Annotated in this window: 11 protein-coding genes; 8 read left to right on the top strand and 3 right to left on the bottom strand. The window is 35.2% G+C overall.

The features are described 5' to 3' along the window. The first annotated feature begins 72 nt into the window (after positions 1–72). The gene (locus EDF66_RS20565) at positions 73–708 is read left to right on the top strand and encodes a hypothetical protein (protein WP_132844744.1); all 636 of its coding nucleotides are present in this window, start codon (positions 73–75) and stop codon (positions 706–708) included. A 57-nt stretch (positions 709–765) separates the two neighbouring features. Here the strand turns inward: EDF66_RS20565 and EDF66_RS20560 are convergent, their stop codons facing one another. Then, positions 766–3357, bottom strand: coding sequence for a DUF5686 and carboxypeptidase-like regulatory domain-containing protein (locus EDF66_RS20560; RefSeq protein ID WP_132844742.1), 2592 nt, complete (start codon positions 3355–3357; stop codon positions 766–768). A 313-nt stretch (positions 3358–3670) separates the two neighbouring features. Beyond that, complete coding sequence (locus EDF66_RS20555) at positions 3671–5365, bottom strand: RluA family pseudouridine synthase (RefSeq protein ID WP_243656102.1); 1695 nt, start codon at positions 5363–5365, stop codon at positions 3671–3673. 156 nt (positions 5366–5521) lie between these two features. Between EDF66_RS20555 and EDF66_RS20550 the strand changes: the two genes are divergently transcribed. The 3 genes from EDF66_RS20550 (at position 5522) to EDF66_RS20540 (ending at position 7671) form a co-directional block, all read left to right on the top strand. Then, a complete protein-coding gene (locus EDF66_RS20550; RefSeq protein WP_132772702.1) occupies positions 5522–5992 on the top strand; it encodes a Dps family protein in 471 nt (156 codons plus the stop codon). A 74-nt stretch (positions 5993–6066) separates the two neighbouring features. Further along, positions 6067–6873: a hypothetical protein gene (locus EDF66_RS20545; RefSeq protein WP_132844740.1), complete on the top strand. Its 807-nt coding sequence runs from the start codon at positions 6067–6069 to the stop codon at positions 6871–6873. Between the two features lie 6 nt (positions 6874–6879). After that, on the top strand, positions 6880–7671 hold the full coding sequence (locus EDF66_RS20540; protein WP_132844738.1) for a zinc-dependent peptidase: 792 nt from the start codon (positions 6880–6882) through the stop codon (positions 7669–7671). Between the two features lie 140 nt (positions 7672–7811). On the opposite strand, the gene EDF66_RS20535 is transcribed toward EDF66_RS20540, so the two are convergent. Next, complete coding sequence (locus tag EDF66_RS20535; protein WP_132772705.1) at positions 7812–9587, bottom strand: ABC transporter ATP-binding protein; 1776 nt, start codon at positions 9585–9587, stop codon at positions 7812–7814. A 172-nt stretch (positions 9588–9759) separates the two neighbouring features. On the opposite strand from EDF66_RS20535, the gene EDF66_RS20530 reads away from it, so the two are divergent. From EDF66_RS20530 to yajC, 4 genes are read left to right on the top strand one after another with little or no spacing between them, the layout of a single operon-like run. Continuing rightward, the gene (locus EDF66_RS20530; RefSeq protein ID WP_031287814.1) at positions 9760–10833 is read left to right on the top strand and encodes a Glu/Leu/Phe/Val family dehydrogenase; all 1074 of its coding nucleotides are present in this window, start codon (positions 9760–9762) and stop codon (positions 10831–10833) included. Positions 10834–10889: 56 nt separating this feature from the next. Beyond that, positions 10890–11837 carry a transcription antitermination factor NusB gene (nusB, locus tag EDF66_RS20525; RefSeq protein ID WP_021189220.1) on the top strand — a complete coding sequence of 316 codons (948 nt, stop codon included), beginning with the start codon at positions 10890–10892 and terminating at the stop codon, positions 11835–11837. A gap of 10 nt (positions 11838–11847) precedes the next feature. Continuing rightward, positions 11848–12315: a DUF1573 domain-containing protein gene (locus EDF66_RS20520; RefSeq protein ID WP_021189219.1), complete on the top strand. Its 468-nt coding sequence runs from the start codon at positions 11848–11850 to the stop codon at positions 12313–12315. A gap of 21 nt (positions 12316–12336) precedes the next feature. Then, positions 12337–12648 (top strand): preprotein translocase subunit YajC, encoded by a 312-nt coding sequence (yajC, locus tag EDF66_RS20515; protein ID WP_021189218.1) that lies wholly within the window; start codon positions 12337–12339, stop codon positions 12646–12648. The last annotated feature ends 91 nt before the right edge of the window (positions 12649–12739 follow it).

Here is a 12739-nt window from a genome sequence, read left to right as displayed (position 1 = left end):
TTTATTTGTTTATCAGTAAAAATCGTTAGTTTTAGTAAACGATTTTACTGATAAACATAATTACTGAAAAAGATGAGAAAAATAAATCAAATTGCTGTTCTATCTGCGTTAGCTTTTGCGACAGCATGTGGCAACACTACCCAAAACCAACAAGGTGGCGATAAATCAAAAAAAAGTAACATTCCTATTGAGGAATTGACCATTGATGGACCTGTCACTAATAATAAACATCTTTTCTTACGTATTGTTGATGATGTGAAAACGGATTCTAGTTACATCTATACGGCTAAAAGTACCTTCAAAGGAGATACTGTTGGATTGAAAGTAGAAGTCGTAAATCTTATCCCTGCCGGAATTATTGATGATGTCGCTAATGAAGATGTTGGTTTTACAAAAGGTAAAATTAAAATTTCTTCTTTAGGTGCAGAGAGTGATGCTTTTATAAAAGCATTGGGTAAAATATATGAAGTACCAGCTTCTGGCCCTTTCGCAAGTGCAACATTGATACCGACAGTTTTCTCTTCAAATAAAGTAAATGCTGATCTTGATAAAACAGCAACTTATAGCTTTAAATTATTTTTAGAGCAAAAGTCAGGGGAACCGGCTGAAATGTTTTTCAACATTGATACGTATAAAAAATCTTTAGAATTTAAAGAGAAAGATCCTAAATTCCGCGCTCCGTTTATTTCCGCACTGGAAGGTAAATAAGCTTTAAAATCATATTATAAAAAAAAGGCTTTCTATTATTAGAAAGCCTTTTTTATGTTAGAAATCAAATTTTATTCTAGCCCTTATGCCCGATTTAGGAGCACCTGGGTGATCAAGATAATTTAATCTCCGGACATAATCTACGCGAAGTATTTTGAAAATATTGGACAATCCAACACTAGCCTCCATGTATGGATCCGATCCAAAGGTGTACGAAGATTGTATATTGTCAGCATTTTTCTGAAAGTCAAATACTTTGTCAGAATGATCTGGGTTGTTCTCATCTCGAAGCCCACCGTATACAGCTTTAAAACTAAATACTTCACGAAGTTTTAGCTTTTTAATACCAGGAATTTTGTTTAACAAGAAACCATTCATGTAGTATTGGATGTTAGCGGATGCATGGTGGTCACTGACAAATTCCAAGAAGTTCATCAAATTGTAAGAATTAAGCTGATATGCATAAGTCTGATTCGCACGGTGTATCGTTAAGAAAGGAAATGGAATTCCTTTACCAGCAATATAAGTACCTGCGACATCAATATCTGCATAGCCGAACTGGCTCAGGTAAAATCTTTTGAATGCTCCTACGTTAAAGTTGTGATAACTATATTCGCCTTTGAATACATCTTTAAGTCCAGCCGTGTAGTTAAAGTTAAAAATAGGGTATTCATTAAATATAGGAGTACGATAAAGCTTTCCTTGATAAAACTGTTCATTCGGAGCGTAGCGAATATTTACTGATAACTCCGTTGAATTGATTTCGTTGAACACTTTAGTTTGACCATTATCATCTATGATCTGATACCTTAAAGATCCTGCTGGCGATTGTTTTGTTGCATTAAATCCCAATCCAATACTTAAGCGATTTTCAAATTCTTTTCTATAATCAACGCGATAAACATCATTATAGATGTAATTTTCATTATCACCTCTTTTGAAGGATAGCAAAAAGTTATCTTCTTGTATAAATTCTAAAGCTTGACCAGGAATCTTGGTGTCACGTTGGAACGATGCCCGGATGTAGTGTTGTGGAAATGAATAAACAGACTTATTGTTGAAAGCATAAGTTCCGCTTAAAAAGTATTTCCATTTTTCATCTTTAAATCCATATGCTGCATACGATTCAGCATAAAATCTTTTACTGAATGATTCTGTAGTTCTACCACCAACACGAAGTCTAAATCCTTCGACAGGGTTAAAGCTATAAAAAGTATTTACCGGACCAATTTCAACAGGACCAGCCTGTTTATATCCCGATAATACCAAAGCTGCAATATCCATAAAGGTTTTAAAAGAAGGAATCTGTTGCAGGGTGTCGATATTATGATAAATATTCAGCTCATTTTTCGTTAAAGGAATTTGACGTTGCGTATCAAAAAGTTTTCGAGTACCTTTTCCATCTGCTATATTGTAAGCAATTACCGTTTCAGGACCACTGTAAATACTATCCGGTTGAACAACGCCAGTTTTATAATTTTTATAGTTGACAGTTCTATTACCACGAATACCTGTTCCTTTATCTGTTAAAGAAAAATCAATACCAAGTGTACTTTGACTTAAATAGAATCTTTTACTCTCATCCTGATCAAATTTGAGTTCAATATTCATGTCCCTTACAAAGTTCAAATTGATATCATCAGCGACAGTCATATTAGCACCTTGTACAGCATAGTTACCATCCAGTGTAATATATAACTGGCCTTTGAAAAGCATGTCCGCTTTATTGCGTGGAAAAAAACTAAGTTCAACTAACCACGGTTGCTGTGTTTTTATCGTATCTGTGATAAAAAACTTGTAAAATGTGGGAGCCGAGTTGGCGATTGGACTTAAAAATTGATTCGTTACCAGCGTGATATTGTTATCGTAAATATCTACTGTCTCATAAAGTTTATTGAAATATGCACTTAAACCATCATTATCAATAAATTTGGGATCAAATTGCGCACGTTGCTCTCCTATGATATATTGTTTTGTTTTTTTAGGGTCCTTACGAAAATATACTTTTGAAAGTTTCTCTTCCATAAAAGCAGGCAATAGATATTTATTTGCAGTTTTAGCCGAATCATCTACTTCAAAAAGAAATTGGTAATTTTTGAATATCTTCTTGTTTACAAATTTCTCTGACAAATTGCTCAGTCCTAAAGAGATCTTTTCGTATTGGTCATACTGCGCGAATTGTTGCCCTGTTAATCTATTTTTACTTTTATTTTCGATTACTTTACGGATCAATGCGACAGCAGGATTATCTTTGTTTGTATACTTTCTCTTTTTTGCTCTGACTACAACCTCATCAAGGGTATTGTCCTGAGATTCCATCAATACCTCGATCTGTTGCGTTTCGTCATTTGTAACAAATACATCTTTATAATCATACCCAATACTTGATACACGGATTTTCACATAATTCTTTGGAAATTTTAAGGTGAACCGTCCGGATTCTTCAGTCGAAGTCGCATTGCCGGGGGCAGCAGGTGCTCCAACAACAGCAACTGTCGCATAGCCGATCGGTTGTTTTGTCTTGCTGTCCTTAACGACACCCTGTACTGTTTTTAATTGGCCTAATACTGCAGTAATACTTACTAACATGACTGATGCCAGTAAAAATAGTGTTTTTGCAATTGTACTGCTACTACGTTGGTATTCCATAATTTTACATTAATTATATCACAAATTACCGATACGTGTTATAACACCATCTTAATTTCTGACTTTTTAACTTAAAAGTTCTAATAAGTTGTATGCAAAAGAAATAAAAAATTAAGAATTAATAAAACATTTACAATTTTTTAACTTCACTATTTTTATTAATCGACTATTAACTTGTTGAATAGCAGTACATTTGTTTTAATGTCAGAATAAACTGACTATAATTTTACTTCTTTATGATGAAATTCGACCTAAATACAACCAATCTCGTTGACTATTGTAACAAAAAGGTCAACGAAGTTGTTTTGATTTTTTAAAAATTGGGTTCTGACGCAAAATGAATGGGCTCTTTTGTAGTGGGGTGGTTAAACTCAATATAAGCAGCATGCAAGTGTAATCGATCAGATTTTTGACCATAAAGATCGTCTCCAACAATAGGACAGTTCATTCCTTTAGGATGAGCAGAATGAAGGCGAAGTTGATGTGTTCTTCCTGTCAATGGAAAGTATCGCACTTTGGTTTTACCGTTTATAATTTCGATTTTTTCCCATTTAGTAACAGCTTTCTTTCCATGTTCATAACAGACTAACTGTCGAGGTCTATCGTCAAGATCAACCCGTAGAGGTAGTGATATAATTCCAGAATCGGTATCGATAATGCCATCAAGTAAAGCAATATATTGCTTGATGATGGTATGGTTGATAAATTGACTCTGAATAAATTTGTGAGCTTCTTTAGTTTTGGCTATCACAAGAATTCCGGATGTAGACATATCTAACCGATGAACAATTAAAGGCCCTGCATCGGGATATTTTTTAAGCATGCGTGTATAGACCGAATCTTTAACATGTATGCCAGGGACGGATAGGAATTCTTCAGGCTTATCTATAATGATCAGGCTTTCATCTTCGTGAATAATGGGGAGTTCAATGCCTTCATCAGGGCTTTCGAGCATCGGATTTTTATCAACCTGTAATCCCTCAAGCATAAAGCCGAGAATAGGTTCACATTTATTGCGACATGCAGGGTAGTAGCTTTGATGTCTTCGTACTTCAGCTGAAGGCGATTGTCCCCACCAAAATTCGGCAAGTGCAATTGGCTTGTAATCATTTAAATAAGCATACTGCAATAGTTTTGGTGCGGCACATTCACCAGATCCAGCAGGTGGTTGCAAATTGTATGCGTTAAAAATGTCAATGACATTTTTAGTTTCCCCTTTCGCATTTTTAAAATTGTATTGTGCAAATAATTGATTTTGCAACTGTGCAGAACGTTTTTTACGCTCTTCCTTTAAATCGGCTATTATATTGAGGTGATCATTTAGCGGTTTTTCAGCGATGGAAATATCATGGTGATATTGTTTTTGGAAAACACTCAGTTCAAACTTATCTCTTAAACTCTGTTTGATCAGATCTTCTTCAAGCAGTTGATATGATGCAGCTGATAGGGTTAATTTTGATTTGTCTCGAAGTTGTTTACGTTCTTTCTTTTGAATTTTCAGATTTTCTTTAAAGTTGGCCAATTGCTGATCCAGCCTCACTTTAGTATCATCGAGCTTTTCTTTCAGTTGCGTACCTGTTTCACTCTGCTCTAATGCTGTAATTTGTTTATTAAGGTTATTGAGGTGTTCCTCTTCTAATAGAAAAAAAGAATTTTCCGTTAACATATCAAAAACCGGAGGTACAAAATAGCGATGATCATTTTTGCCAGCCAGTTTACCGGAGAAGCCAGCTAGAAATCCAATATGACCATCTTGATCTTGGACAATTAATACACCGAACATTTTACCAATGGCCTGTCCATCCATTTTTTCGTTTAAACCAAAATTATGAACCCATTCCGTTTGAGTAAGAATATATTCTTGAACAGATGCGCAGGCTTGTTTTGCCAGTTCATGTGGTTCATAACAGAAGGGGAAAGTAAAATGTGTAGGTAAAAGTATTTCCTTGATTTCCTCATTAAATTCGTGAAAGTATAGATCACCGTTCAAACAATTCCCCTTCATCATTGTTGTTTTCATTATGCGTACAAAAGTACAAAAATGATGTTATTTTTATGACAATATTATTTCTTAACTAATGGGCTTTACGGCCTCATTTTATTAATATTGTATATCAAGTAACAGTGATTTTAATAATTTAAATAAATTGTAAAATAATTCATTATGAAAGCAAAAATTGGTATTAAAGAAGCAGACTTGGCAAAGGTAGCCGCTATTTTGAATAATGTGTTAGCGGATGAAAGTATTGTGTATCAAAAAACAAGAAATGCACATTGGAATGTTGAAGGTCCAGATTTTCATGCCGCGCATTTATTTTTGGAATCGCAGTATAATGAATTGGCAGAAATTATTGATGAAGTCGCAGAACGCATCCGTCAAATCGGACATTATGCAGTAGGTTCATATGCCAAATATCTAGAATTGACCCATCTTACAGAGACGAAGTACGAACATACAGATAGTAAAGGGTTTTTCAAGGAATTACTGTCAGATCATGAATCTGTTATTATGAATATTAGAGGAAATTTGGATGCGGTCGAAAAAGCTGGAGATCAGGCGACTGAAGATTTTCTTGTTGGTTTACTAGCGCAGCATGAAAAGATGGCTTGGATGTTACGTGCTCATGTAGCATAACTTTTATAACAATCTTTTCAATAAAAAAGCAGTACCCTCGGTACTGCTTTTTTATTGAAAATACTAAAAACTGCATGATAATTGTAAAGGGCATTACATCACTGCAAATTTATTTTTCCATTAGTATGCGCTATTATTTTGTTTTAATTATCTTTTCGCTTCTGTTTTTCTCATGTGCCGAATCCCTTATGGTACAATCGACTGGAGTTTTACAAAATGCATCGCGGACACATCACTTAAAAAATGGTGAACGTGAGCTGATTTACATTCCCATGCGGCATTTAGGTAAACGTAATTATTACGATTATATTCAGCGAATGGTTGACTCATTACAAAATCAAGGGTTTGTTGTATTTTATGAAAGTATTGCCTACCAAGTGGATAGTGCCCAACAAAGAGATGTATATGATCGAAAGTTTCGAAAATTAGTAGGACACGTAATAGGTAGTACCAAAGTCTATGAAAAAACTTCCGATACAACAAAAGTATTAATGGCTCCACTTTATAAAAATCTCGGAAGTAGAATCATCCAACAGCCCCAATATTCGTTTTTTAAAGTTGATTATAATACAGCAGTTATTGCTGATATTCCCAAAAATGAACTTTTGGACGAATTTGAATACAGCTATGGTGATATTATTCTTGATTCATGTGACTGGAAAACTCCTTTAAATGAGCCTTATACTTGTAAACCTATAAAAGCAAAGTTTAGAAATATTTTCGACCGAGAATTTATAATGAAAAAAAGAGAACAAAATTTAGCAGCTTTGGTGGCGGATGCTTCACAAAAGAAAATTCTAATTATGTTTGGGGCCGCGCATTACAAAGGCTTTCTCAAATATTTGAAAGAGCGTAACCCGGATTGGATAAATGTAAAATAAGAAAATATGGAGAAATTGTTTATTGTTATTTTGGTACCCGCTGTTATATATCTGGTGTATTACCTTTTAAATAAAACGGAGAAAAATAGCAAAGCCATCAGGCGTGTTCTGAGTAAAGAGGGAAAAGATATTCTTTTGAAAGAAGTACAGTACTATCGAAATTTGAACGAAGCGGATAAAATTGAATTTGAAAAGCGCTGCTTACATTTTTTAGATCATGTATCTGTAGAAGGAATTGGTGTTGAGGTTTGTTTAAAAGACTATATGTTAGTAGCGGCAAGTGCTATAATACCTGTTTTCGCTTTTAAAAATTGGAAATATACAAATTTAACAACTGTACTGCTTTATCCCAATACTTTTAATCAAGATTACCAGTTCGAAGGCAGTCAGGGGCGCAATATTTTAGGAATGGTAGGCGAGGGGTCCATGAACGGTCAGATGATTTTATCAAAAGAGGCTCTTGAAGCTGGTTTCTCAAATACAAAGGACGGCCAAAACACAGCCATTCATGAGTTTGTCCACCTGTTGGATAAAACGGATGGTGAAGTCGATGGATTACCGCAATTTTTGATAGATCATACGTATAGTCTAGCCTGGTTAGAAATGATTCGTAAAGAAATTTTAAAAATTCAGGAAGGTAAATCTGATATCAATCCGTATGGCATTACAAATCGGGCGGAGTTTTTTGCCGTTGCTTCCGAATACTTTTTTGAAAACCCTGAACGGCTTAAAAATCATCATCCAGAGCTTTACAAAGCATTAAGTATGGCATTTCAGCAAGACCTGAGTCCTGCTTAATCATGTTATCTGGTTGTTATGGGTTACTATTCAATAAATGTATGGTTATCTCTTAAGTAATGAATAGACTTGAAACAAAAAAGCTCTTCCATATGATGAAGAGCTTTTTTATTGTCTTATTAAGCGATCTTTATTAAAACCTATATCGCTTCTAAAAGTTGTTTTTCATGTAGTTCAAAATATTGTCCTTTTAAGTTCATAAGTTCATCATGAGAACCTTCTTCCGCAATTCTTCCCTGATCCAACACAATGATTTTATCGGCATTTTTGATTGTCGATACACGATGCGCTATAAACACACATGTCTTTCCTTTCATAATACGGCTTAGGGAAGTCAATATCTGTTCTTCCGTTTTGGTATCTACGGCAGACAGACAGTCATCAAAAATCAAGATCTTAGGTTCTTTAATTAAAGCCCGCGCGATGGAGACACGTTGCTTTTGTCCTCCAGAAAGCGTGATTCCACGTTCCCCAACCGAAGTTTCAAAACCTTGATCAAATCCCATTATATTTTCATAGACTGCGGCATCTTTCGCTGCCTGCTCGACTTGCTCCTGTGTAAAGTGGTCTAGACCAAATGCGATATTGTTACTGATCGTATCTGAAAATAGAAAAACCTCCTGAGGCACAAAGCCTGTTTGTTGCCTTAGATCCTGAAAATCTAGCTTTGTGATAGCAGTGTCGTCATATTTGATGGCCCCCTTGTCGATATCAAACATACGAAGCAGTAAATTCGCTAAAGTCGATTTACCCGATCCCGTTTTACCAATGATCGCCAGTGTTTTCCCTGCAGGAATATGAAACGATAAATCCTTGATCGCTTGAATCCCCGTTTCAGGATAGGTGAATGAAATGTTTTCAACCTTCAGATCTCCTGTAAGTACTTTTTTAATTTCGCCGTTAATAATAGGAGACTCGGTATTTAAAAATTCGTTGATCCGTTTTTGCGATGCTGAGGCGCGCTGTACCAGTGAAGTTACCCAAGCTAAAGACATAGCAGGGAAAGTCAATTGGTTGACATAAATGATAAACTCAGCAATATTTCCCGCAGTGATGGTACCTTTTGCAACTTCCAAACCACCCACATAAATGGTTATTATGGTGCTTAAACCAATTAATAATAGAATTAGCGGAAAGAAGACTGCCTGTACTTTGACAAGTGATAAAGCCGTATTCCGATAGATGGTACTCTCTTCTTCAAAAGAATCCATTTTATATTTTTCTCTGTTGTATGTTTTAATGACTCTGATACCTGCAAAGTTTTCTTGAACAAAAGACGCTAAACGTGCCAGTTGCTTTTGAATTTTCTCACTTCTTTTATTGATGATCTTATTTACAAATAAAATAACCGCAGAAAGAATAGGGATAGGGATAAGTGCATATGTCGCTAGACGGGCATTAACATCATACATAGCATAAATCACCATGATCGATAAGACAACGGTATTGATGGCATACATAATAGCAGGGCCGAGGTAATTTCTGACCTGGTTGACATCTTCCGTAGCCCTACTCATAAGATCTCCCGTGTTATTTCTTCTAAAAAAAGCAAAATCTAGTTTTTGATAATGTCTGTAGATTTCATTTTTTAAATCATACTCAATATGGCGAGATGTCAGAATGATTGTCTGGCGCATCATAAACAAGAAAATACCACGAAGCAGAGACAGTAATAAAACTACCCCACCGAAAAATAGCAAACTAGATCCAAAAACTTTATAGATCAATTCTTGTCTTTCAAATCCGTGGTAGAGTTTATATAAATAGATATTCTCTTGTACCAGATCAAAAGCTTCTCGAATTACTTTTGCAGGAAGGATACCGAAATAATTGGAAATTATAACAAAAATTACCCCAGGAACAAGCTTCCAGCGATATTTGTAAAAATATTTATTTAAATAAGCTAACTCTTTCATATGATAATACAAATGTAAAACTTATTCGGCATTTAATTTTCTATTTTACGAACTTATACTGTCACAAACAGTTCATAAGTTTTGTATTTATTTTGAAAGAAAAATTTAGTGTGAAATATATTTTCTACTTTTGTTCCCAAATTACCATAAATAAAACTTGAAGCAGAATTTTATGTCAGCATCTCAAACTCCAATTTTCGAATTATTGGGACAATTTGGTCACCAGAATTTGTTTTTTTGTAATGATGAAGTAGTTGGTTTGAAAGCAATAGTTGCGATTCATGACACTACATTAGGTCCAGCAATAGGCGGTGTCCGCATGTTGCCATATTCCAGTACAGAAGAAGCTATCGAAGATGCTCTTCGCCTTTCTAGAGCAATAACTTACAAATCAGCAATCACGGGCCTTAATCTAGGTGGTGGTAGTGCCGTGATCATCGGTAATCATCGTATAGATAAATCTGAGGTTTTGCTGAGACGCTTAGGGCAATTTATTGAGGGCCTAAATGGTAATTTCATCGCTTCGATCGATGTAGGTATCGGTCAACGCGATTTGGAACATATTTTTACAGAAACTTCACATGTGGCAGGCTTGCCTAAAGCGATCAATGGCGGGGGTGATACTTCAGTCTTTGCGGCACAAGGCGTACTCTATGGTATTAAAGCTTCCTTAAAAGAACTATACGGTTCAGACAGTTTAGCGGGACGTAAAGTTATCGTGCATGGTATAGGAAGTGTTGGTGAGCGTTTGATCGAAATGTTACGTGATGAAAATTCGCGCGTATATGTAAGTGATATTACGGAAGACCGGATGTTGAAAACAGCAGCAAAATACAAAGTTGAAACCATTGCTTTCGATAAAGTTTTTGATTTTGACTGTGATGTTTATGCACCTTGTGCATTAGGGGGGACTGTTAATCCAGAAACTGCCGCAAAAATGCAATGTAAAATTATTGCTGGTGCAGCAAATAACCAATTGAAGGATGAATTGGTTACGAGCAACATCCTGCATGAAAGAGGTATTTTATATGCACCGGACTATTTAATTAATGCTGGAGCATTGGTTAGTTGTTATTCCGAAATACAGGGCTATGGCGCTGATCATACCGAGTTTGTCATTAAAAATATATACAACGCAACACGCGAAGTATTACAAAAATCAAAACAAGAAAATATTTCTTCGTTCCAAGCTGCTAATCAAATCGCAGAAAAACGTATCTTTGACATTCGAAAACTCAAAAGATAGAGAAAACAAACAAACAAAACAATCGTTCTTACATACAAATCGTTCTTTAAAATACTATGTTAAATAGAAGACACCTAAGGGTCAAAGTAGTGCAGACGCTTTATGCGTACAGTTTATCTGAAGATAAAGATATCAAAGCCTTTGAAAAGGCATTATTGCAAAATGTGGATGAAGTGTACGAAATGTACATTTGGACTTTAAATCTCCTGGATGAAGTGGCCGATTATGCATTAATAGATGCAGAAGGTCGTGCAAATAAGTTTTTGCCAACAGAAAAAGATTTATCGCACAACACCAAACTAAGTAGCAATACTTTTATCGAGTCTTTAAGACAAAATCCGCAGTACGCAGAAGGAGTAAAGAAATACGGTGTTTCTTGGAACTTTGATCCTGAAATCGTTCGTACAGTATTCGCTCAATTGAAGCATTCTGAAGATTATGCATATTATATGCAGTCATCAGATCGTTCGATTGCAGTGGAAAAAGATATTATTAAGTTTATCTTCAAAAAAATTATTTTAAAGTCCCCTGTTATTGAACAGGTTTTTGAAGAGAAGTTTATCAACTGGACGGTCGATAAGGAAGTTTTACAAGCATTAATTGCCAAAACATTTAAAAACTTCAGTTCAGAAGAACCGAGACAAAATAAGCTGGCAGAGCTTACGCAGAACTGGTACGATGATAAAGATTTCATCTTAAATCTGATTGCAAAAACAATCCGATATACAAATGAATATCAAAAAATGATTACCGAGAAAACAAAAAATTGGGAATCAGATCGTATTGCATTAATCGATACTTTATTAATGCGCATGGCTATTTGCGAATTGGTGAATTTCCCTTCTATTCCGGTAAAGGTTACAATTAATGAGTATATTGAAATCTCAAAAGTATTCAGTACACTGAAGAGTAATACCTTTATTAATGGTATTTTAGATAAAATTTTAAGTGATTTAAATCAAGATGGCCGTATTCAAAAACAAGGTCGTGGATTGAATAATTAAAAATATTGATATGAAAAAAATGAACTATTCACTGCTTTTAGCATTCGGTATCTGGACTTTAAGTTCATGTGGTACCAGTAACAAGAGCGAAAATACAAGTTCAGATTCCGTAAATGCAACAGCAGATACATCTGTAAATACAGAAGCTGCAGCTGGTGCAATCGGTACTATCGAATTTGCAGAGCCTGCATTTGACTTTGGACAGATCAAAGAGGGAGCTGAGGTTACACATACTTTTACGCTGAAAAATACAGGAAATGCACCTTTAATTATTTCAGAAGTTAGAGCTTCTTGTGGATGTACACAACCTGAGTTTTCAAAAAGTCCAGTTCTTCCAGGTAAGACCTCAGATATAAAGGTCACTTTCAAAAGTGAGGGTCAGGTGGGTAAACAGCAGAAAATTATTACCATACACTCTAATGCTTCAAATGGGTTGACGACAGTTCAGCTGAAAGGTGAAGTATTGGCAGCTAAATAATAAAATATAACAAAGATACATATGAACACAGTTTTTTTACAGGCAGCGGGCTCAGGAAGTAGTTTAATGAGCTTCTTACCGATGATTCTTATCGTGGTTGTTTTTTATTTCTTTATGATTAGACCTCAGATGAAGAAACAAAAAGATCATAAGAAATACATTGAAGAATTAGGTGTTAATTCTCAAATTGTAACAAATGCGGGTATTCATGGTCGTATTGTTGAAGTTTCAGAAACAACGTTTTTAGTTGATGTGGGTTCTGGTGTTAAAATTCGTTTTGATAAATCAGCAGTAGCTTTAGATGCTTCTAAGGCATTGAATGCAAAAGCATAACACAACAGAAATTCCAGAAGGCCGATCTTACTAAAATAAGATCGGCCTTCTTATTTAATCACATTCAAATTGCCCTATATTTCATCAGGAT

Origin of the sequence: Sphingobacterium sp. JUb20 (genome assembly GCF_004342035.1) — a bacterium.
GTDB lineage: Bacteria > Bacteroidota > Bacteroidia > Sphingobacteriales > Sphingobacteriaceae > Sphingobacterium > Sphingobacterium anhuiense.
The sequence above is the reverse complement of the archived record's forward strand: the minus strand, read 5'-3'. Positions and strand labels throughout refer to the sequence as shown.

What these genes read in the sequence shown, in the direction of transcription:
- EDF66_RS20565 (WP_132844744.1), top strand. Translation starts at nt 73, where the DNA reads ATGAGAAAAATAAATCAAATTGCTGTTCTATCTGCGTTAGCTTTTGCG.
- EDF66_RS20560 (WP_132844742.1), bottom strand. Translation starts at nt 3,357, where the DNA reads ATGGAATACCAACGTAGTAGCAGTACAATTGCAAAAACACTATTTTTA.
- EDF66_RS20555 (WP_243656102.1), bottom strand. Translation starts at nt 5,365, where the DNA reads ATGATGAAGGGGAATTGTTTGAACGGTGATCTATACTTTCACGAATTT.
- EDF66_RS20550 (WP_132772702.1), top strand. Translation starts at nt 5,522, where the DNA reads ATGAAAGCAAAAATTGGTATTAAAGAAGCAGACTTGGCAAAGGTAGCC.
- EDF66_RS20545 (WP_132844740.1), top strand. Translation starts at nt 6,067, where the DNA reads ATGATAATTGTAAAGGGCATTACATCACTGCAAATTTATTTTTCCATT.
- EDF66_RS20540 (WP_132844738.1), top strand. Translation starts at nt 6,880, where the DNA reads ATGGAGAAATTGTTTATTGTTATTTTGGTACCCGCTGTTATATATCTG.
- EDF66_RS20535 (WP_132772705.1), bottom strand. Translation starts at nt 9,587, where the DNA reads ATGAAAGAGTTAGCTTATTTAAATAAATATTTTTACAAATATCGCTGG.
- EDF66_RS20530 (WP_031287814.1), top strand. Translation starts at nt 9,760, where the DNA reads ATGTCAGCATCTCAAACTCCAATTTTCGAATTATTGGGACAATTTGGT.
- nusB (WP_021189220.1), top strand. Translation starts at nt 10,890, where the DNA reads ATGTTAAATAGAAGACACCTAAGGGTCAAAGTAGTGCAGACGCTTTAT.
- EDF66_RS20520 (WP_021189219.1), top strand. Translation starts at nt 11,848, where the DNA reads ATGAAAAAAATGAACTATTCACTGCTTTTAGCATTCGGTATCTGGACT.
- yajC (WP_021189218.1), top strand. Translation starts at nt 12,337, where the DNA reads ATGAACACAGTTTTTTTACAGGCAGCGGGCTCAGGAAGTAGTTTAATG.